Origin of the sequence: Streptomyces sp. NPDC012825 (genome assembly GCF_042900925.1) — a bacterium.
Classification (GTDB): Bacteria; Actinomycetota; Actinomycetes; order Streptomycetales; family Streptomycetaceae; genus Streptomyces.
On sequence record NZ_JBIBBZ010000010.1, the window covers coordinates 131,457 to 150,721 of the forward strand.

Annotated in this window: 19 protein-coding genes and 1 pseudogene; 8 read left to right on the top strand and 12 right to left on the bottom strand. The window is 73.3% G+C overall.

Going from position 1 to position 19,265, the window contains the following annotated elements; translation table 11 throughout:
* The first annotated feature begins 6 nt into the window (after positions 1–6).
* The 6 genes from ACFY7E_RS21565 (at position 7) to pssA (ending at position 6,409) form a co-directional block, all read left to right on the top strand.
* The gene (locus ACFY7E_RS21565; RefSeq protein ID WP_389487133.1) at positions 7–2,019 is read left to right on the top strand and encodes a protein meaA; all 2,013 of its coding nucleotides are present in this window, start codon (positions 7–9) and stop codon (positions 2,017–2,019) included.
* A complete protein-coding gene (locus ACFY7E_RS21570; protein WP_383443382.1) occupies positions 2,016–2,990 on the top strand; it encodes an HpcH/HpaI aldolase/citrate lyase family protein in 975 nt (324 codons plus the stop codon). Before ACFY7E_RS21565 ends, ACFY7E_RS21570 begins: the two co-directional genes overlap by 4 nt.
* A 5-nt stretch (positions 2,991–2,995) precedes the next feature.
* Entirely contained in the window at positions 2,996–3,520 is a 525-nt protein-coding gene (locus ACFY7E_RS21575) for a MaoC family dehydratase (RefSeq protein WP_389487135.1), read from the top strand.
* Between the two features lie 2 nt (positions 3,521–3,522).
* Positions 3,523–4,728 (top strand): acyl-CoA dehydrogenase family protein, encoded by a 1,206-nt coding sequence (locus tag ACFY7E_RS21580; RefSeq protein WP_383159886.1) that lies wholly within the window; start codon positions 3,523–3,525, stop codon positions 4,726–4,728.
* A 168-nt stretch (positions 4,729–4,896) separates the two neighbouring features.
* A complete protein-coding gene (locus ACFY7E_RS21585; RefSeq protein WP_389487138.1) occupies positions 4,897–5,553 on the top strand; it encodes a phosphatidylserine decarboxylase in 657 nt (218 codons plus the stop codon).
* Positions 5,546–6,409, top strand: a complete 864-nt coding sequence (pssA, locus tag ACFY7E_RS21590; protein ID WP_389487140.1) for a CDP-diacylglycerol--serine O-phosphatidyltransferase — start codon at positions 5,546–5,548, stop codon at positions 6,407–6,409. The genes ACFY7E_RS21585 and pssA overlap by 8 nt, the downstream gene beginning before the upstream one ends.
* Positions 6,410–6,473: 64 nt before the next feature.
* Here pssA and ACFY7E_RS21595 read toward each other — a convergent pair whose 3' ends face one another.
* Positions 6,474–6,965 carry a GNAT family N-acetyltransferase gene (locus ACFY7E_RS21595; RefSeq protein ID WP_389487332.1) on the bottom strand — a complete coding sequence of 164 codons (492 nt, stop codon included), beginning with the start codon at positions 6,963–6,965 and terminating at the stop codon, positions 6,474–6,476.
* 102 nt (positions 6,966–7,067) lie between these two features.
* Positions 7,068–7,493, bottom strand: a pseudogene (locus tag ACFY7E_RS21600) (GNAT family N-acetyltransferase); the annotation flags it as partial.
* Positions 7,494–7,562: 69 nt separating this feature from the next.
* Between ACFY7E_RS21600 and ACFY7E_RS21605 the strand changes: the two are divergent.
* Complete coding sequence (locus ACFY7E_RS21605) at positions 7,563–8,396, top strand: NAD-dependent epimerase/dehydratase family protein (protein WP_389487142.1); 834 nt, start codon at positions 7,563–7,565, stop codon at positions 8,394–8,396.
* A gap of 5 nt (positions 8,397–8,401) precedes the next feature.
* Here the strand turns inward: ACFY7E_RS21605 and ACFY7E_RS21610 are convergent, their stop codons facing one another.
* From ACFY7E_RS21610 to ACFY7E_RS21630, 5 genes are read right to left on the bottom strand one after another with little or no spacing between them, the layout of a single operon-like run.
* A complete protein-coding gene (locus ACFY7E_RS21610; RefSeq protein ID WP_389487144.1) occupies positions 8,402–9,667 on the bottom strand; it encodes an ABC transporter substrate-binding protein in 1,266 nt (421 codons plus the stop codon).
* Positions 9,664–10,785 (bottom strand): branched-chain amino acid ABC transporter permease, encoded by a 1,122-nt coding sequence (locus ACFY7E_RS21615; RefSeq protein WP_389487145.1) that lies wholly within the window; start codon positions 10,783–10,785, stop codon positions 9,664–9,666. The genes ACFY7E_RS21610 and ACFY7E_RS21615 overlap by 4 nt, the downstream gene beginning before the upstream one ends.
* Complete coding sequence (locus ACFY7E_RS21620) at positions 10,778–11,668, bottom strand: branched-chain amino acid ABC transporter permease (protein WP_383441144.1); 891 nt, start codon at positions 11,666–11,668, stop codon at positions 10,778–10,780. The genes ACFY7E_RS21615 and ACFY7E_RS21620 overlap by 8 nt, the downstream gene beginning before the upstream one ends.
* Positions 11,665–12,558, bottom strand: a complete 894-nt coding sequence (locus tag ACFY7E_RS21625) for an ABC transporter ATP-binding protein (protein WP_389487147.1) — start codon at positions 12,556–12,558, stop codon at positions 11,665–11,667. Before ACFY7E_RS21625 ends, ACFY7E_RS21620 begins: the two co-directional genes overlap by 4 nt.
* The gene (locus tag ACFY7E_RS21630) at positions 12,555–13,373 is read right to left on the bottom strand and encodes an ABC transporter ATP-binding protein (RefSeq protein WP_389487149.1); all 819 of its coding nucleotides are present in this window, start codon (positions 13,371–13,373) and stop codon (positions 12,555–12,557) included. The genes ACFY7E_RS21625 and ACFY7E_RS21630 overlap by 4 nt, the downstream gene beginning before the upstream one ends.
* Before the next feature lie 198 nt (positions 13,374–13,571).
* Here ACFY7E_RS21630 and ACFY7E_RS21635 point away from each other — a divergent pair, with 198 nt between their 5' ends.
* The gene (locus ACFY7E_RS21635; RefSeq protein WP_389487151.1) at positions 13,572–14,771 is read left to right on the top strand and encodes a PucR family transcriptional regulator; all 1,200 of its coding nucleotides are present in this window, start codon (positions 13,572–13,574) and stop codon (positions 14,769–14,771) included.
* Between the two features lie 241 nt (positions 14,772–15,012).
* Here ACFY7E_RS21635 and ACFY7E_RS21640 read toward each other — a convergent pair whose 3' ends face one another.
* From ACFY7E_RS21640 to ACFY7E_RS21660, 5 genes are all read right to left on the bottom strand, one after another.
* A complete protein-coding gene (locus ACFY7E_RS21640; RefSeq protein WP_389487153.1) occupies positions 15,013–16,161 on the bottom strand; it encodes a glycerate kinase in 1,149 nt (382 codons plus the stop codon).
* Between the two features lie 168 nt (positions 16,162–16,329).
* Positions 16,330–16,533, bottom strand: coding sequence for a type II toxin-antitoxin system VapB family antitoxin (locus ACFY7E_RS21645; protein ID WP_389487155.1), 204 nt, complete (start codon positions 16,531–16,533; stop codon positions 16,330–16,332).
* Between the two features lie 40 nt (positions 16,534–16,573).
* The gene (locus ACFY7E_RS21650; protein ID WP_389487157.1) at positions 16,574–17,074 is read right to left on the bottom strand and encodes a methylated-DNA--[protein]-cysteine S-methyltransferase; all 501 of its coding nucleotides are present in this window, start codon (positions 17,072–17,074) and stop codon (positions 16,574–16,576) included.
* A 13-nt stretch (positions 17,075–17,087) separates the two neighbouring features.
* Positions 17,088–18,563 (bottom strand): AlkA N-terminal domain-containing protein, encoded by a 1,476-nt coding sequence (locus ACFY7E_RS21655; RefSeq protein WP_389487159.1) that lies wholly within the window; start codon positions 18,561–18,563, stop codon positions 17,088–17,090.
* 77 nt (positions 18,564–18,640) lie between these two features.
* The gene (locus ACFY7E_RS21660) at positions 18,641–19,261 is read right to left on the bottom strand and encodes an L-threonylcarbamoyladenylate synthase (RefSeq protein ID WP_389487161.1); all 621 of its coding nucleotides are present in this window, start codon (positions 19,259–19,261) and stop codon (positions 18,641–18,643) included.
* Positions 19,262–19,265 lie beyond the last annotated feature (4 nt).

The window sequence follows — 19,265 nt, forward strand, 5'->3', positions numbered from 1 at the left end:
CGACAGATGACTGAGCGCCAGAAGGACCGGCCGTGGCTCATGCGGACGTACGCCGGTCACTCGACCGCCGAGGCGTCCAACGAGCTGTACCGGCGCAACCTCGCCAAGGGCCAGACCGGCCTCTCGGTCGCCTTCGACCTGCCGACGCAGACCGGGTACGACCCCGACCACGTCCTCGCCCGCGGCGAGGTCGGCCGGGTCGGCGTCCCCGTCTCGCACCTCGGCGACATGCGCCGGCTGTTCCAGGACATCCCCCTGGAGCAGATGAACACCTCGATGACGATCAACGCCACGGCGATGTGGCTCCTGGCGCTCTACCAGGTGGTCGCGGAGGAGCAGGGCGCGGACGTCACCGGGCTCCAGGGCACCACCCAGAACGACATCGTGAAGGAGTACCTGTCGCGCGGGACGCACGTCTTCCCGCCCGGCCCCTCCCTCCGCCTCACCACGGACATGATCACCTACACGGTGAACAACATCCCGAAGTGGAACCCGATCAACATCTGCAGCTACCACCTGCAGGAGGTCGGAGCCACCCCGGTCCAGGAGATCTCGTACGCGATGTCCACCGCCGTCGCGGTGCTCGACGCGGTCCGGGACTCCGGCCAGGTGCCGGAGGACCGCTTCGGCGAAGTGGTCGCCCGCATCTCGTTCTTCGTGAACGCGGGCGTCCGCTTCGTCGAGGAGATGTGCAAGATGCGCGCCTTCGGGCGCATCTGGGACAAGATCACCCACGAGCGGTACGGCATCGAGAACGCCAAGCAGCGCCGGTTCCGCTACGGCGTCCAGGTCAACTCGCTCGGCCTGACCGAGGCCCAGCCGGAGAACAACGTCCAGCGGATCGTCCTGGAGATGCTGGCCGTCACCCTCTCCAAGGACGCCCGCGCGCGGGCCGTCCAGCTCCCCGCCTGGAACGAGGCCCTCGGGCTGCCCCGGCCCTGGGACCAGCAGTGGTCGCTCCGCATCCAGCAGGTGCTCGCCCACGAGTCCGACCTGCTGGAGTACGAGGACATCTTCGCCGGCTCGCACGTGATCGAGGCCAAGGTGGACGCCCTCGTCGAGGAGTGCCTGGCCGAGATCGACCGGATCCAGGAGATGGGCGGCGCGATGGCCGCCGTCGAGTCCGGCTACCTCAAGTCGCAGCTCGTCTCCTCGCACGCCGAGCGGCGCGCCCGGATCGAGGCCGGCGAGGAGAAGATCGTCGGCGTCAACATCTTCCAGGGCACCGAGGAGAACCCCCTCACCGCCGACCTGGACACCGCGATCATGACGGTGGACCCGGCGAACGAGGCGCGGGTGGTCGCCGCCCTCCACGAGTGGCGCGACAACCGCGACGAGGCCCGCGCCCAGGAGTCCCTGGCGGCGCTGAAGGCGGTGGCGGCCGGTGACGGCAACCTCTTCGCCGCCACCCTGGAGTGCGCGCGTGCGGGCGTCACCACCGGGGAGTGGTCCTGGGCGCTGCGGGACGTCTTCGGCGAGTTCCGCGCCCCGACGGGCGTCTCCTCCGCCCCGGTCGCGGTGACGGCCGAGGCGGGCACGCCGCTGGCCCTCGTACGGGAGAAGGTGGCGCGGACCGCCGGGGAGCTGAACGCCGGACGGCTGCGGCTGCTCGTCGGCAAGCCCGGTCTGGACGGGCACTCCAACGGGGCCGAGCAGATCGCCGTACGCGCGCGCGACGCCGGCTTCGAGGTGGTCTACCAGGGGATCCGGCTGACCCCGGAGCAGATCGTCGACGCGGCCCTGGCCGAGGACGTGCACTGCGTGGGCCTGTCGATCCTCTCCGGCTCGCACGCCGAGCTGGTCCCGGACGTCCTGGAGCGCCTCCGCGAGGCGGGCGCGGCCGACATCCCGGTCATCGTCGGCGGGATCATCCCGAACGCCGACGCCGCAGAACTGAGGCGCGCGGGTGTGGCCGCCGTCTTCACACCGAAGGACTTCGGTATCACGGAGATCATCGGCCGTATCGTCGACGAGATCCGGAAAGCGAACAAGCTCGATCCCCTGGAGGTCCCCGCATGACCAGCCCCGCGTCCCCCGTGAACCGGCTGCGCCCCCGCCGTTCCTGCCTGGCGGTCCCCGGCTCCAACCCGCGCTTCCTGGAGAAGGCCCAGGGCCTCGCCGCCGACCAGGTCTTCCTGGACCTGGAGGACGCCTGCGCCCCGCTGGCCAAGCCCGACGCCCGGCACACCATCGTGAAGTTCCTGAACGAGGGCGACTGGACCGGCAAGACGCGCGTGGTCCGCGTGAACGACTGGACGACCCACTGGACGTACCGGGACGTCGTCACGGTCGTCGAGGGCGCCGGCCAGAACCTCGACTGCATCATGCTGCCGAAGGTCCAGGACGCGCAGCAGATCGTCGCGCTCGACCTGCTGCTCACCCAGATCGAGAAGACGATGGGCTTCGAGGTCGGCAGGATCGGCATCGAGGCGCAGATCGAGAACGCGCAGGGCCTGACCAACGTCAACGCCATCGCGCAGGCCTCCCAGCGCGTCGAGACGATCATCTTCGGCCCGGCCGACTTCATGGCCTCCATCAACATGAAGTCGCTGGTCGTGGGCGAGCAGCCGCCCGGCTACCCGGCGGACGCCTACCACCACATCCTGATGAGCATCCTGATGGCCGCCCGCGCCAACGACCTCCAGGCGATCGACGGCCCCTACCTCCAGATCCGCAACCAGGAGGGCTACAAGGCCGTCGCGCAGCGCGCCGCCGCCCTCGGCTTCGACGGCAAGTGGGTGCTGCACCCGGACCAGGTCGCCGCCGCGAACGAGATCTTCTCGCCCTCGCAGGAGGACTACGACCACGCCGAGCTGATCCTCGACGCGTACGACTACTACACGTCCGAGGCCGGCGGGAAGAAGGGCTCCGCGATGCTCGGCGACGAGATGATCGACGAGGCCTCCCGCAAGATGGCCCTGGTCATCTCCGGCAAGGGCCGCGCCGCCGGCATGCGGCGCACCGGCAAGTTCGAGATCCCGGAGGCCTGATCCCCATGCAGTTCGGCCGCACGTACGAGGAGTTCGAGGTCGGTGCCGTCTACAAGCACTGGCCCGGGAAGACGGTCACGGAGTACGACGACCACCTCTTCTGTCTGCTCACGATGAACCACCATCCGCTGCACATGGACGTGAACTACGCCGAGAACACGACGGACTTCGGCAAGAACGTCGTCGTCGGCAACTACGTCTACTCGCTGCTGCTCGGCATGTCCGTGCCGGACGTCTCCGGCAAGGCCATCGCCAACCTGGAGATCGAGTCGCTGCGGCACGTGGCGCCGACCTTCCACGGCGACACGATCTACGGCGAGACGACGGTCCTCGACAAGACCCCGTCGAAGTCGAAGAACGACCGCGGCATCGTGTACGTGGAGACCAAGGGCTACAAGCAGGACGGCACCCTGGTGTGCGTCTTCCGCCGCAAGGTGATGGTCCCCACCGAGACGTACATCAAGGAGCGCGGCGGGGAGCAGCCCGGCCGCCCCACGCTCGTCGAGCCCTCCAAGAAGACGGAGAAGTAGTCATGGCGCGACTCGCCCAGACCCACGGTCTGACCGACGTCCAGCAGGAGATCCTCGCCACCGTCCGGGACTTCGTCGACAAGGAGATCATCCCGGTCGCGACGGACCTGGAGCACCGCGACGAGTACCCCCAGCAGATCGTGGACGGGCTCAAGGAGCTCGGCGTCTTCGGCCTGATGATCCCCGAGGAGTACGGGGGCCTGGGCGAGTCGCTGCTCACCTACGCGCTGTGCGTGGAGGAGATCGCCCGCGGCTGGATGTCGGTCTCCGGCATCATCAACACCCACTTCATCGTGGCGTACATGCTCAAGCAGCACGGCACGCAGGAGCAGAAGGAGCACTTCCTCCCGCGGATGGCGGCCGGCGAGACGCGCGGCGCGTTCTCGATGTCGGAGCCGGCCCTCGGCTCGGACGTGTCGGCCATCACGTCGAAGGCGGTGAAGGACGGCGACGAGTACGTCCTCAACGGCCAGAAGATGTGGCTGACGAACGGCGGCACCTCGTCGCTGGTGGCCGTCCTGGTCCGTAGTGACGAAGGACACCCCGAGGGCACCGCCCCCCACAAGTCGATGACGACCTTCCTCGTGGAGAAGGAACCCGGCTTCGGAGAGGTCCGTCCGGGCCTCACCATCCCCGGGAAGATCGACAAGATGGGCTACAAGGGCGTCGACACGACCGAGCTCATCATGGACGGACTGCGCATTCCGGCCAATCGTGTACTCGGCGGGGAAACCGGCCGAGGGTTTTACCAAATGATGGACGGTGTCGAGGTCGGGCGCGTGAACGTGGCGGCCCGTGGTTGCGGCGTCGCTCAGCGTGCATTTGAGCTGGGTGTCTCGTATGCCCAGCAGCGTCACACTTTCGGCAAGGCCATCGCCCAGCACCAGGCGATCCAGTTCAAGCTGGCCGAAATGGCTACCAAGGTCGAGGCCGCTCATGCGATGATGGTCAACGCAGCACGCAAAAAGGACTCCGGGGAACGAAACGACCTCGAAGCAGGGATGGCGAAGTACCTCGCCTCCGAGTACTGCAAGGAGGTCGTCGAGGACGCCTTCCGTATCCACGGTGGATACGGGTTCTCGAAGGAGTACGAGATCGAGCGCCTCTACCGCGAGGCGCCGATGCTGCTCATCGGCGAAGGTACCGCCGAGATCCAGAAAATGATCATTGGTCGTCGGCTGCTCGAGGAGTACCGATTCCAGGGATGATTGTCGCTTTTGAGCCGGTAAGGCCGCGAAGAAGATCACACCCTGTGTTCGTCTTCCGGCCTCCGACTCGGTTCCTGGCTTGCCCAGTTGCGCCCCGCAACCGATAGCATCGCCGGAAAGCCGCCGTCCCCGTTGCCTGCGCGGCATCATCCGCTACGAAGGTCATCCATGCCCCACAGCCAAACCTCTGCACACCGCGACAGCCTCAAGGGCGTACGCCTCGCGCGCGGAGCATCGCCGTGGCTCCTGCCGACCGTCGCCACCGCGGCGCTCAGCCTCGTGCGCGCCCGCACGTCGCGGCGCGCCGCGGCCATCGCCGTGCCGACCACCGCTCTCGCGGCCGGCATGCTGTGGTTCTTCCGCGACCCCGAGCGCGAGATCGCTCGGGGCCGGGTCGTCTCCCCCGCCGACGGCGTGGTGCAGAGCATCATGCCGTGGAAGGACGGGCGCACCCGGGTCGCCATCTTCATGAGCCCCCTGAACGTCCACGTCAACCGCGCGCCGCTGGCCGGCACGGTGACGTCCGTGGAGCACGTCCCCGGTGGGTTCGTCCCGGCGTTCAACAAGGAGAGCGAGAACAACGAGCGCGTCGTCTGGCACTTCGACACCGAGCTCGGCGACATCGAGATGGTCCAGATCGCGGGTGCCGTCGCCCGGCGCATCGTGCCGTACGTCCCGCAGGGGACGAAGGTGGAGCAGGGCGAGCGCATCGGCCTGATCCGCTTCGGCTCGCGCGTCGACATCTACCTCCCCGAGGGCGTCGAGGTCGCGGTCGAGGTCGGGCAGGTCACCACGGCGGGGGTGACTCGCATTGACCGTGATTGATCCCGACGCACGGGCGGGCGACTGGGCCGCCGGCGCCGAGACGGACGCCGAAGACGCCGAGGAGATGCCGCTGTCGCTGAGGCTGTCCATAGCGGACGCCCTCACGCTCGGTAACGCCACGTGCGGATTCATGGCGGTGTACTTCACCACCACCGGCATCCTCATCCCGCACCTGACGGGCAGCACCGAGACCGGCATGGCGCGCAACAGCGCCGCCACCGCCGTGATCCTGATGCTGTGCGCGGCGATCTTCGACCTCTTCGACGGGATCGTGGCGCGCAAGCTCCGCTCGTCCCCGATGGGCGCCGAGCTCGACAACCTGTCGGACCTGATCAGCTTCGGTCTGGCCCCGGCCTACTTCGTGCTCGTGTACGGGATGGTCGCGGACGACGCGCAGCAGAAGGTCTCGGCGGTGGCCGCGATCGTGGTGCTGCTCGCGGTGGTCCTCAGGCTCGCGAGATTCTCCTGCGTGACCATGAAGGACGGCATGTTCCAGGGCATGCCGAGCCCCTTCGGCGCGCTGACGGTGGTCTCGATCGTGCTCCTGGAGCTGCCGTTCGTCCCGACGCTCCTCGCGATCATCGGGGTCGCCTGGCTGATGGTGAGCCGGGTCGAGTACCCGAAGCCGCGCGGTGTGCTCGCGGTGGCGATGCTCTCCTGGATCGTCGGCGCGATGGGCATGCTGGCGGCCTGGGCGTTCGACGCCCCGGGCGGTCAGTTCCTGCTCCAGACCGGCTGCGCGCTTCAGGTCGTGATGGGCGCCGTGATCCCCCTCTTCGCGACGGCCCGCCGGGTGAACACCTTCCGCGGCAACCGGCGCGAGAGCCGGGAGGCGCGGGCGGCGCAGCTGCCGTAGGCGGCGGACGGCGTACGGAAGGGCCCCGGGAGGCGAACAGCCCCCCGGGGCCCTTTCGCGTGCCCTAACCGAGCCGCTTGTAGTACAGCGTGGTCGCGCGCAGGACCCCGGCGGGGTCGGCGGCGAAGTCCGGGATCGTCCCGGCGGCCGTCCAGCCCGCGCCCCGGTAGAGGCGCTCGGCCGGGCTGCCGGTCTGCGTGTCCAGGACCAGCAGGGTCAGGCCGGTGGCGGCGGCGTGCGCCTCGGCCGTGGCGAGCAGCCGCCGACCGAGGCCCCGGCCCCGGGCGGAGCGGTGGACCAGAAGCCGGGCGATCTCGCCCCGGTGCCGGCCGTTGGCGGCGCCGGCGCGGACGAGGGTGACGGCCCCGGTGGGGCGCCCCGCGCCGTCCAGGGCCGCCCAGACGTCCCGTACGCCCTCCTCGGCCTCTCCGGCGGCCCGGAGCCACCAGGAGGCCGCCCCGGCGGTGTTCAGGGGGGCCGTGAAGCCGACGGAGGCCCCGTCGTCCACGGCGTCCACGAGGAGCGCGGCGAGGCCGCCGGGGGCGTGGGCGCGCACGGCGTCGGGGGTGAGGAGCTCGACGCGGTCGGCCGCGAGCGGCTTCTCCAGGCAGAGGAGGCCGGGGCGGGGGTCCCAGGAGGGGACGGTCTCGAAGCCGAGGCTCAGGTAGAGGGCGAGCGGCTCCCGCCGCCGGTCCCAGACCGTGAGGCGCACCGAGGACGCCCCGAGGGCGGCGGCCCGGTGCAGGGCCTCGGCCACGAGGGCCCTCGCCAGGCCCTTCCGGCGGGCCCCGGGCGCGACCCAGAGGCGCTTGACCTCGGGCGCGCGTCCCTCGCGGGAGGCCTTCAGGACGACGCAGCCGGCCGGTCCGTCCCCGCCGGGCGGGGTGGCCAGCAGGACCGTGTCGGCGGCGAACGCGGCGGCCGGGTCCTCGGCCTCCCCGCGGTATACGGCCGGGAGCTCGGCGACCGTCGCCACGGGCGTCCCCTTCACCTCCTGGTTGTCCAGGTGGTAGGCGCCCACCAGGTCGGCGAGGTGCGGGTGGGAGCGGTTCTCCTCGATGAGTGGAGCGGGGTACGTCTTCATGCGCCGAGCTTCACACCGGCGTGTTTCCGGGAGATGACGATCTTCCCGGGGGCTTCTAGGGTGGCGCCCATGCGTGTACTGGTCGCGGGCGCCACGGGCGCCGTGGGTCGTCAGCTCGTGCCGCGCCTGGAGGCGGCGGGCCACGAGGTCGTGGGAATCTCCCGGCGCGGTCCGCGCCCGGTGGACGTGCTGGACGCGGAGGCGGTGCGGCGGGCGGTGGCCGCGATCGCGCCGGACGCGGTGGTGCACCAGCTCACCGACCTGGGCGGGGCGGACGGGGCCGCGAACAACCTGGTCCGGGTCGAGGGGACCCGGAACCTGGTGGACGCGGCGCGGGACGCCGGGGTCGGGCGGATCGTGGCGCAGTCGATCTCCTGGGCGTACGCGCCCGGGGACGCGCCCGCCGACGAGTCCGTGCCGCTCGACCCGACGGAGGAGCTCCCCCGGGCCCGGGTCGTCGCCGGGGTGCGCGCCCTGGAGACGGCGGTGGCCGGGCTGCCGGAGGCGGTGGTCCTGCGGTACGGGATCCTCTACGGGCCCGGCACCTGGTACGCGCCGGGCGGCGCCGTCGCCGCCGCGCTCGCCGGGGACCCGGGGGCGCGGTTCCTGGGCAGCACGGCGGCCGACGGTTCGGTCAGCTCCTTCGTGCACGTCGGGGACGCCGCCGAGGCGGCCGTACGGGCCCTGGAGTGGCCCCCGGGCGCGTACAACGTGGTGGACGACGAGCCCGCGCCCGGCCATGTCTGGCTGCCGGTCCTGGCGACGGCCCTGGGCGTCCCGGCGCCCGGCCGGACGGAGGGGCGGGCGCCGTGGGCCCGGGGCGCGGTGAACGGCCGGGCCCGTGCGCTCGGCTGGGCCCCGGCCCGCCCGTCCTGGCGGACGGGCTTCGCGGACCGGGGCTGACGCCCCTACGGGGTGTAGGCCTTCGCCGCGTCCGAGACGAAGGGCTGCCGGACCGTGCGCATGCCGCCGGGCACGGACTTGTCGGGCTGGACGATGACGGACTCGCGGGACGAGGGCGCCTCCGGATCGCCGAGGTCGTGGGTCATGCCGAAGCCCGCGTCGTGGGCGGTCAGGGTGAGCAGGGCCTTTCCGACGCCCTCGCGGGTGAGGTCCTTGGCGGCGCAGGCCTTCTTCAGGGCCTCGCCGAAGACGCTCGCGGCGGTCCAGCCGGCGACGACGCCGTTGTCGAGGGCCTCGCCCGGGTGGGCGGCCCGGTAGTCCGCCACCAGCTTCTTCGCGACGGGGGTGTCCGCGCCGACGGGGAGGCTCGGGGAGGCGAACCAGTACATCTTCTCCAGGGCGGGTCCGGCCTGGGTGCCGAGGAGCTGCGGGGCGAAGGCCGAGTTGTTGCCGACGACCGGGACCTTCAGGCCGGTGGCGGCGGCGACGCCGACGAGGGAGGCGGCCTGGCGGGGGCCCGCGCTGATCACGACGGCCTTGACCCCGGCCTGCTTGAGCGCGGCGACCTGCGCGGACATGTCGTTGTCGGTGGGCTTGATCTTCTGCTCGACGACGGTCAGGCCGGCCTTCTCCGCCGCGTACTTCGAGCCCTTGAGGGCGTTCTCGCCGTAGTCGCCCTCGAAGTAGACGTGGCCGAGCCTGTCGCCGGCCCTGAGCCCCTTCTCGGTGAGGAGGAAGTCGACGGCGTTGATCGTCTCGACGTCGTACGTGGAGCCCAGGACGCGGATGTACGGGGAGCCGAGCAGCGAGGCAGACCAGGCCTGCGGGAGGACGAGGCCCTTGTCCCGGGTGTCGACGCGCTGCTTGACGGCGGCGACGAACGGGGAGCCGATGAACTGGGCGTAGCCGACGACCGCGGGCTCCAGCTCGGTGTAGGCGGCGAGCGCCTTCTGCGGGTCGTAGCCGTGGTCGCGGACCGTGAGCTCCAGCTGCCGGCCGCAGATCCCGCCGGCGGCGTTGACCTGCTTCACGTACAGCTGCTGGGCCTGGGTGACGCTCTTGCCGAGGGTGGCGTACACACCGGTCATGTCGGTGAGCGCGCCGAGCGCGATCGTCTCGTCGGTGACGCCCTTTCCGGTCTTCACCCCGCCCGCGCCGGTCTGCTTCCCGTCGCCGGTCTTCGCCTTGGAGCTGCATCCGGCGGCGGTGAGGGCGACCAGTGCGGCGAGCGCGGCGGCCAGGCCCCGCACGGCCTGTCGTCTGTGGTTCATCGTGTCTCCCCTGGGGGTTCGGTGGACGTGGGGGTCGTGGAGGTCGTGGGGCTCGCGGAGGCCGTGGCGCCCGCGGGCGTCCGGGCGGCGAGGCGGGCCAGGCCGCCGGGCAGGAACAGGACCACCGCGACGACGGCGGCGCCGTACAGGTAGCGGGCGGCCTCCCCCGGCGCGATCCCGCCCGTCCCGGGAGCGGAGACCAGGGGCAGGGCGTCGCTGTAGCGGGTGAGGAGCTGGGGCAGGAGGGAGACGAAGACGGCTCCGGCGACCGCTCCGGCGACCGAGCCGAGGCCGCCGATGACGATCATGGCCAGGTACTCCAGGGAGAGCGCCATGCCGAAGTACTCGGGGACGGTCCGCTGGAAGACCAGGGCGAGCAGGACGCCGGCCAGGCCCGCGTACATGGAGGACAGGACGAAGACGGCGGCGCGGTGGCGGGCCACCGGGACGCCCATGACGCCGGCGGCGATCCGGTGGTCGCGGATGGCGTTCATGGCGCGTCCGGGGCGGCCCCGGAGGACTCCCCTGGCGAAGAGCACCCCGCCGAGGAGCAGCGCGAGCCCGAGGTACCAGAGCTTCTCGACGGCCCCGAAGGGGACCTGGGCGACGAGCAGTTCGGTGTCGTCGAAGGTCAGGCCGAGGAGGGAGAGCGGGGGGACGGCGCGGCCGTTGTAGCCGCCGGTGAGGTCGTGGGCGTTGAAGAGGACGTGCTGGCCGATGAAGATCAGCGCGAGGGTGGCGATGCCGAGGTACGCGCCGTGCAGCCGTCCCGCGATGGGGCTGAACACTCCGCCGGCCAGGCCCGCGAGGGCCACCGCGAGGACGGCGGCGAGCCAGCCGGGCAGGCCGAGACCGGCGAGGCCGTCGGCGCCGTCCCCGGCGAGGGCGCAGTAGCCGTAGGCGCCGACGGCGAGGAAGAAGGCGTGTCCCATGGAGAGCTGGCCGGTGGCGCCGGTCAGCAGGTTGATGCCGAGGGCGCCGAGGGCGGCGGCCATGGCGAACAGGCCGGCCTGGAGCCAGAAGCGGTCCAGGTAGAAGGGCAGGGCGAGCAGGACGAGGCCGGCGGCGGTCCCCGCGTACACCGCGGGGCGGGCCCGGAGGCCGGGGAGTTCAGACACGGGCGAGTTCCTTCGTGCCGAAGAGGCCGGACGGGCGGATCAGGAGCACCGCGACCATGACGAGGTACGGGGCGAGGTCGCCGATCCCCCGGCCGAGGAACGCCAGGTCGCCCTGGTAGCCGGTGGCGAGGGACTCGGTGACGCCGACGAGGAGGCCGCCGACGAGGGCGCCCGTGGTCGAGTCGAGGCCGCCGAGGATCGCGGCCGGGAAGGCCTTGAGGGCGGCGAGCGAGGTGGCCCGTTCCAGGCCGGGGGTCGGGAAGACGGTGAGGAAGAGCGCGGCGACGGCGGCGAGGCCGCCCGCGACCGCCCAGGCGCCGAGCGAGACCCGGCCGAGCCGGATGCCCATGAGGGCGGCGGTCTCCTGGTTCTCGGCGGCGGCCCGCATGGCGACGCCCCAGGAGGTGTACCGGAAGGCGAGCAGGAAGGCGGTGATGAGGAGGGCCGCCGCGAGGAGGGCGGCGATCCGGGTCTGGGCGATCGTGACCGGTCCCGCGGTGACGACGGCGTCGCCCCAGGGGTCCCCGAGGGCGAGGATGTCGGTGCCGATCCGGCGGGTCAGCTCGGTGGCGAGCAGGATGTCGACGCCGATGGTGACGATGGCGAGGACGCTGTGGTCGGAGCCCCGGTGGCGGCGCATGACGAGGAACTCGACGGCCGCGCCGACCACCGCCGCGCCCGCGATCCCGGCGAGCAGGGCGGGCCAGAAGCCGATGTCGTCGTGGAGGACGGCGGTGACGTAGCCGCCGGCCAGGAGGAGGGAGGCGTGGGCGAAGTTGACGACCTCCGTGGCGCGGAAGATGACGACGAAGCCGAGGGCGATGAGGGCGTAGATCGAGCCCAGCGAGACGCCGTTGATCAGGAACTCGGCGAAGGTGCTCACGCGGCGGACTCCTCTCCGAGGTAGGCGCGGACGACCGCCGGGTCGTTCTGCACGTCGGCGGGTGCCCCGTCGGCGATCCGGCGGCCGAAGTCGAGGACGGTGACGGAGTCGGCGAGCCGCATCACCAGGCCCATGTCGTGCTCGACGAGCAGGACCGAGATGCCGAGGCCGTCGCGGACCCCGGCGATGACGGAGGCGGTGCGGCGCCGCTCGTCGGCGGTCATCCCGGCGACGGGCTCGTCGAGGAGCAGGAGCGTGGGCTCCGTGCAGAGGGCTCGGGCGAGTTCGGCGAGCTTCTGCTGTCCGTACGGGAGGGAGCCGGCGGGCCGGTCGAGCTGCCGTTCCAGGCCGACGAAGGCGGCGATCTCCCGGACCCTGGCCCGGTGCCGGGCCTCCTCGCGGGCGGCGGAGGGGAGCCGGAGCCCGGCGGCGAGGAAGCCGGTGCGGGTGAGCCGGTGGCGGCCGAGCATCAGGCTGTCCTCGACGGTGGCGCGGGGCGGCAGGGCCAGGTTCTGGAAGATCCGGCCGACGCCGAGGTCCGCGATCCGGTGCGGGGGCAGGCCGGTCAGTTCGCGCTCCCCGAGGCGGACGGAGCCGGAGGTGGCGCGGTAGACGCCGGAGAGGACGTTGAAGCAGGTGGACTTGCCGGCGCCGTTGGGGCCGATGAGGGCGTGGACGGTGCCGGGCCGGACGGTGAAGCCGACGGCGTCGAGGGCGGTGAGCCCGGCGAACCGGACGGTCAGGTCGCGGACGTGGAGGGCGGGGACGTCGGGGTCGGGGGCTTTGGAGGCGGGCGCGTCGGGCGCGGATGCGTCGGGCGCGGCGCCGGGGGCCGGGGTGGATTCCGGGCCGGGTCCCGCCGGTGGGGGCTGCGGTGGCTGCGGTCTCATCGGGGCTCCTCCCAGCGGGCCAGGACCGGGTGGGCGGTGGCGGCGCGGGCCGCGTCGGCGGCGGCGTCCTCGTCGACCACACCCAGGTAGCGGCGGCGCACCTCGTCGGAGGCGGCGAGTTCGGCGGCGGGGCCGGAGAGGGTGACCTCGCCGACCTCCAGGACGTACGCGAGGGAGGCGAGCCGCAGCGCGAGCGCCGCGTTCTGCTCGACCAGGAGCACCGCCGTCCCCTGGGTGTTGATCTCGCGGACGGCGTCCGCGATCCGGGCCGCCATCAGCGGGGCGAGGCCGAGGGAGGGCTCGTCCAGGAGGAGCAGGCCCGGCGCGGCCATCAGGGCGCGCCCGACGGCGAGCATCTGCTGCTCGCCGCCGGAGAGCAGTCCGGCCGGCTGGCGGGCGCGCTCGGCGAGGACCGGGAAGAGCTCGTGGACCCGGCGGAGGGCGGCGGCCCGGGAGGCCCGGCCGCCGCGCCGGCCGAGCGCGCCGGCCCGCAGGTTGTCCTCGACCGTCATCCGGGCGAAGACCTGGCGGCCCTCGGGCACCTGGGAGACGCCGGCGGCGACGACCCGGTCGGGCGGCAGTCCGTCGAGCGGCCGGCCGTCGCGGCGCACCGTGCCGGAGACCACGGCGCCGCCGTGGAACCGCAGGGTGCGCGAGACGGCCCGCAGCAGGGTGGACTTGCCGGCCCCGTTGCCGCCGAGGACGGTGACGACGGCGCCCGCGGGCACGGTCAGCGACACCCGTCGCAGCGCGCGCACCGGTCCGTATCCCGCCGTCAGGTCCGTGACCTCCAGGGCGGGTGCGGTACCTCCCATGGCTCCCCTTTCCCGGGCCGCCCACGTCGGCCCGGCCGTTCGGTGGCGCTCACCCCAGCACCGCGGCGGACCGCGCGTCCACGCCCGGCGGCCGAATCGCTGCCGGTGCCCAGCGGGCGCGGCGGAGGGCTGTGCACGGGCACAACAGTGCGCGTCAGGGGGTGTGCGCAGGGGGCCGGGCCGGGAGATCCTCCCGGCATGGGACGGCGCAGACGGCGGACCGGTGACGACTGGAAGGTGCTCGCGCGGGCGTGCACGGAGCTTCTGGAGCGGGTGCCGGAGCTGGTGGACGAGCATCTGAGGGAACTCCACGCGTACGAGCCCGCCTACGGGCGGATCCTGCCGTACGACCAGCACTGGCAGGAGGCCCACGAGGCGATGCGGATCGGGATCGAGATGATCTCGGCGCCCCGGAACTCGCCCCGGCGGGACCTGGAGCACGCCGACGGGATGGGCCGGCGGCGGGCCGCGCAGGGCATGCCGCTCGAACTGGTCGTGCACGCCTACCGGCACGCCGGGCACCTGGTGTGGGACGCGCTGATCGAGGGCGCGGGGTCGGACGCGGCGCGGCTCGCGGCCCTGATGCAGTCGGCGACGACGGTGTGGTCGGCGGTGGACGCGCAGGCGGACACGGCGTCGGAGGCGTACCGGGAGACGGAGCTGGAGCTGCGCAGCCGTACGGACGAGCAGTTGCAGGCGCTCCTGGACGCGCTGCTCCAGGGGCAGCGCTCCCCCGAGCTGGTGGCGCGGGCGGCGGCGGGCCTGGACCTGCCGGAGCAGGGGCGTTACGCGGTGGTGGTGCTGCGCTACGACCGGCGGGAGGAGCGGGAGGCGTTCCACCGGCAGGTGCAGGGCGAGGGGGTGCGGTTCCTGTGGCGGATGGGCGCGGACTGCGAGCTGGGGGTGGCGGCGCTCGCCGGTGACACCGGTCTGGACGCGCTGTCGGAGCTGCTCGACGGGCGGTGTCCGGGGCCGGGCGGGATCAGTCCGGTGGTGGTGGGCCTGACCGAGCTGGGCCGGGCGCGCCGCCTCGCGGAGCTGGCGCTGCGCACGTGTCCGCCGGGCAGCCGGCGGATCGTGCGCCTCGACCGGCGGATGACGGGCGCGCTGGTGGTGGGCCAGCCGGAGATGGCGAGCCTGCTGGTCTCGGACGTCCTGGGCGGTCTCCTGGAGCTGGATCCGGCGGACCGGGCGGTGCTCCTGGAGACGCTGGACGCGTGGCTGGAGTGCGAGGGGTCGGCGGGGCGGGCGGCCGGGCGCCTGTACTGCCACCGCAACACGGTCTTCAACCGGTTGCGGCGGCTCGAACAGCTGACGTCGCGGTCGCTCTCCCGCCCGCGGGACCTCACGGAGATGACGCTGGCACTGGACGCGTTCCGGCTGACGGGTCCGGGGTGACCGGGGCCGTACCTCTCCCTGGCCGGCGGGCCGGTCCGACGGGTCCCGGCCGGTGGGCCGGGCCGACAAATCCCGGCTGACGGGCCGGGCCGACGGACCGGAACGGCGGATCCTGCCTGACGGGCCGGTCCGGCGGATCCCGGCCGACGGGCCTGGCCGGTGAACCCCGGCCGACGGTCCGGTCCGGCGGACCCCGGCGCCCGCCCCGCCCCGCCCCGTTCCGGTTCCTCCGGCCCCGGGGTCAGCCCAGGAAGTCCCGGGCGATGTTCGCCGCCGCTTCCTCCAGGAGCGGGCCCGCGTTCGCCATGGACTTCGCGGGGTCCGGCTCCAGGTCGGCGAGGGGGTAGGCGCGGCGGATGCCGGCCTTCCCCAGGGCCTCGGCGGGGAGGGCGAGGCGGCCGCAGACCGCGACGACCTCCTTGCCGGCCGCGCGGGCCGCGGCGGCGACGCCCGCCGGGGCCTTGCCGTGGAGGGTCTGCTCGTCGAGGGAGCCCTCGCCGGTGACGACGAGGGTGGCGCGCTCCAGGGCGGGGGCGAAGCCGAGGACCTCCAGCATCAGCTCGATGCCGGGGCGGAAGCTCGCGCCCAGGATGAGGGCGCCGTAACCGATGCCGCCCGCGCCGCCCGCGCCGGGCGCGAGGGCGGCCTCGGCCGCCTTGGGGCCGACGGCCTTCTCCAGGACGGTGGCGAAGTGGGCGAGGGCCGCGTCGAGGGTCCGGACGTCGTCCGGGGTGGCGCCCTTCTGCGGGCCGTAGACGGCGGGGGCGCCCTTGGGGCCGGTGAGCGGGTTGTCGACGTCGCTCGCGAGGATCAGGTCGACCTCGGCGAAGCGGGGGTCGAGGCCGGTGAGGTCGGCCGTGGCCAGGTCCGCGAGGGCCGCGCCGCCGGGGCCGACGGGCTCGCCGGCCGCGTCGAGGAAGCGGGCGCCGAGCGCGGCGAGCATGCCGGCGCCGCCGTCGGTGGTGGCGCTGCCGCCGACGCCGAAGACGACGGTGGTCGCACCGGCGTCCAGGGCGGCGCGGAGCAGCTCGCCGGAGCCGTACGTGGTCGCGGTGAGCGGGGCGAACACGCCGGCGGGGAGGAGCTGGAGGCCGGAGGCCTCCGCCATCTCGACGACCGCGGTGGCGCCGCGCAGCGCGAACGCGGCGGTGACCGGTTCGCCGACCGGTCCCGTCACCGTCACCTCGTGGCGCTCGAATCCGGCCGCGACGGCCGCCGCGACGGTGCCGTCGCCGCCGTCCGCGACCGGCAGCGTCTCCACCTGGAGATCGGGGACGACCCGTCGCAGACCTGCCGTGACCCGCTGCGCGACCTCCACGGCCGTGAGCGAACCCTTGAACTTGTCGGCCGCCACGAGCACACGAGCGACCGTTGCTGCTCCGTCCGTCACCTTGCATCCCTTGCTTTCGAACGTGCAGTCGCGCCGACGCCGACCCTATCCGGACCGCCGGACGGCGTGCCACCCCCTGATATGGCGCACCACCGCCTGATATGCGGATATTCCGCACCGTAGCGGGGTCGTACGCGTACGGAACCGGGCGGGAGCGGCCCGGTGGGCTCAGCCCTGCTGGGGTTCCGGCGGGACGATCTCGCCGGTGCGCACCGGTTCGTCGCGGCCGGCGGTCCGGGCCTCGGTGCGGTGGCCGCGGGCGATGTAGTCGCGGACGACCGCCTCGACGGCGTCCTGGGGGTTGTCGACGCCCGCCAGGACCATGACTTCCACGACGAGTTCGGCGTCGAGCGCGATGTTCACCTTGGCCATGCCGGGAACCTAGCACCCCGGTCGGGAGGGGGCGCCGGGTTCAGAAAAGGAGGTCGGGTCCCGCCTGGCCCGACTCGAAGGCCAGGAGCCGCTGCTTGCGGTCGAGGCCGCCGCCGTAGCCGGTGAGGCCGCCGCCGGTGCCGATCACCCGGTGGCAGGGGACGACGATGCTGACGGGGTTCTTGCCGTTGGCGAGGCCGACGGCGCGGGAGGCGCCGGGGCTCCCCAGCTCCTCGGCGAGTTCGCCGTACGTCCGGGTCTCCCCGTACGGGATGAGGCTCAGCCGCTCCCAGACGCGCAGCTGGAAGGGGGTGCCGACCAGGTGCAGGGGCAGGTCGAACGCGGTGAGTTCGCCGGCGAAGTAGGCGTCGAGCTGGCGGATCGCCTCTCCGAAGGGGCGCGGGTCGGGTGCGCCGAAGGTCTCCTCGGGCGGGCGGTGGCGCTGGCCGGTCATGTGGATACGGCTGAGGACGCCGTCGACGGCGACGAGGGTCAGCGGCTCGTACGGGCTGTCGACGACGGTGTGCCGGACGGTGGGCACGGGGTGACCTTCCTCAGGAGGGCAGGTGGTTGATCGGGTGGGAGTCGGTCGCCCAGAGGTACTGGACGGCGTAGGCGCGCCAGGGGCGCCAGTGCGCGGCGCGGGCGGTCAGCGCGGCCGGGGTGGAGGGCAGGCCGAGGCCTTCGGCGGCGCGGCGGACGCCGAGGTCGCCGGGGAGGAAGGCGTCGGGGTCGCCGAGGGCCCGCATGGCGATGATCCCGGTGGTCCAGGGGCCGAAGCCGGGCAGGGCGAGCAGCCGGGCGCGGACCTCCTCGCGGTCGTCGGCGGGGTCGAGGGGCAGCGAGCCGTCGGCGAGGGCCCGGACCAGGGTGAGGAGGGTGGTGCGGCGGCTGCGGGGCAGGGCCAGGGTCTCGGGGTCGAGGGCGGCGAGCGCCCCGGGCTCCGGGAAGAGGTGGGTGAGGCCGCCCTCGGGGTCGTCGACCGGGGTGCCGTGGGCGGCGACGAGCCGGGCGGCGTGGGTGCGGGCGGCGGCGGTGGAGACCTGCTGGCCGAGGACGGCCCGTACGGCGAACTCGGCGGGGTCGGCGGAGCCGGGCACCCGGCGGCCGGGGGCCGCGTCGACGAGCGGGGCGAGCAGCGGGTCGGCGCGCAGCCGTTCGTCGACGGCGACGGGGTCGGCGTCGAGGTCGAGGAGCCGGCGGCAGCGGCTGATCGCGCCGGTGAGGTCGCGCGGGTCGGTGAGGGAGAGCCGGCAGGCGATGTGGTCGGCGCGCGGGGCGAGGGCGACGACGCCGTGCCCGTACGGGAGGTTCAGGGTCCGGCGGTAGGCGCCGTCCCGCCACTCCTCGACGCCGGGGACGGCGGTGGCGGCGAGGTGGCCGAAGAGGTTGGAGGGTTCGAGGGGGGCGCGGAACGGCAGCCGGAGGGTGATCGCGCCGGAGGCGGGGGCCCGCCCGGCGGCCGGGCGGGCGGCGCGGGCGCGCAGCTCGCCGGGGGCGAGGGCGAAGACCTCGCGGACGGTCTCGTTGAAGGTGCGGATGGAGGAGAACCCGGCGGCGAAGGCGACCTCCCCGAGCGGCATGGGGGTCGTCTCGATGAGGACCCGGGCGGTCTGGGCGCGCTGGGCGCGGGCCAGGGCGAGGGGTCCGGCGCCGAGTTCGGCGAGGAGCTGGCGTTCGATCTGGCGGGTGGACCAGCCGAGCCGCCGGGCGAGCCCGGGGACGCCCTCGCGGTCGACGACGCCGTCCTGGATGAGCCGCATCGCGCGGGCGACGGCGTCGGCCCGGACGTTCCACTGGGGCGAGCCGGGGCTGGTGTCGGGCCGGCACCGCTTGCAGGCCCGGAAACCGGCGCGCTGGCAGGAGGCGGCGCTGGGGTGGAACTCCATGTTCTCGGGCTTGGGCGGGACGACCGGGCAGCTGGGCCGGCAGTAGATCCGGGTGGTGCGGACCGCGGTGAAGAACACGCCGTCGAAGCGGGCGTCCTTCGACCGGACGGCCCGCACGCAGCGCTCGGTGTCGGTGTGCATGGGTCCATGGTCGGGGGCGGACGGCGCCGGGGCTGGCGGAAAAACGACATGGCCGTCCGGCCCCGTTCGGTGGGCCCCTACTCGAAGCGGGTGGTGTCGCCCGCTCCCCGGCGGACGATCTCGGGCTCGCCGCCGGAGAAGTCGACGACGGTGGTGGGCTCGGTGCCGCAGTCGCCGGAGTCGAGGACCGCGTCGACCTGGTGGTCGAGCCGCTCCTTGATCTCCCAGCCCTGGGTCAGCGGCTCGTCCTCGTCGGGCAGCAGCAGGGTGCTGGAGAGCAGCGGCTCGCCGAGCTCGGCGAGGAGGGCCTGGGTGGCGACGTGGTCGGGGATGCGGACGCCGACCGTCTTCTTCTTGGGGTGGAGGAGCTGGCGCGGCACCTCCTTGGTGCCGGGCAGGATGAAGGTGTACGGGCCGGGGGTGGCCGCCTTGACGGCGCGGAAGACGTCGTTGTCGATGTGCACGAGCTGCCCGAGCTGGGCGAAGTCCCTGCACATGAGGGTGAAGTGGTGCCGGTCGTCGAGGTCGCGGATCGCCCGGATGCGGCCGATGCCGTCACGGCTGCCCATGCGGGTGCCGAGCGCGTAGCAGGAGTCCGTCGGGTACGCGACGAGCGCCCCGTTCCGGATGCTGTCGGCCACCGTGGAGATGGTGCGCGGCTGCGGGTTGTCGGGGTGCACGTCGAAGTACTTGGCCATGGGG

Coding starts and splice junctions, on each gene's coding strand:
- ACFY7E_RS21625 (WP_389487147.1), bottom strand. CDS start 12,558: ATGAGACCGCAGCCACCGCAGCCCCCACCGGCGGGACCCGGCCCGGAA.
- ACFY7E_RS21570 (WP_383443382.1), top strand. CDS start 2,016: ATGACCAGCCCCGCGTCCCCCGTGAACCGGCTGCGCCCCCGCCGTTCC.
- ACFY7E_RS21660 (WP_389487161.1), bottom strand. CDS start 19,261: ATGGCCAAGTACTTCGACGTGCACCCCGACAACCCGCAGCCGCGCACC.
- ACFY7E_RS21630 (WP_389487149.1), bottom strand. CDS start 13,373: ATGGGAGGTACCGCACCCGCCCTGGAGGTCACGGACCTGACGGCGGGA.
- ACFY7E_RS21655 (WP_389487159.1), bottom strand. CDS start 18,563: ATGCACACCGACACCGAGCGCTGCGTGCGGGCCGTCCGGTCGAAGGAC.
- ACFY7E_RS21645 (WP_389487155.1), bottom strand. CDS start 16,533: ATGGCCAAGGTGAACATCGCGCTCGACGCCGAACTCGTCGTGGAAGTC.
- ACFY7E_RS21575 (WP_389487135.1), top strand. CDS start 2,996: ATGCAGTTCGGCCGCACGTACGAGGAGTTCGAGGTCGGTGCCGTCTAC.
- ACFY7E_RS21565 (WP_389487133.1), top strand. CDS start 7: ATGACTGAGCGCCAGAAGGACCGGCCGTGGCTCATGCGGACGTACGCC.
- ACFY7E_RS21585 (WP_389487138.1), top strand. CDS start 4,897: ATGCCCCACAGCCAAACCTCTGCACACCGCGACAGCCTCAAGGGCGTA.
- ACFY7E_RS21580 (WP_383159886.1), top strand. CDS start 3,523: ATGGCGCGACTCGCCCAGACCCACGGTCTGACCGACGTCCAGCAGGAG.
- ACFY7E_RS21610 (WP_389487144.1), bottom strand. CDS start 9,667: ATGAACCACAGACGACAGGCCGTGCGGGGCCTGGCCGCCGCGCTCGCC.
- ACFY7E_RS21635 (WP_389487151.1), top strand. CDS start 13,572: ATGGGACGGCGCAGACGGCGGACCGGTGACGACTGGAAGGTGCTCGCG.
- ACFY7E_RS21605 (WP_389487142.1), top strand. CDS start 7,563: ATGCGTGTACTGGTCGCGGGCGCCACGGGCGCCGTGGGTCGTCAGCTC.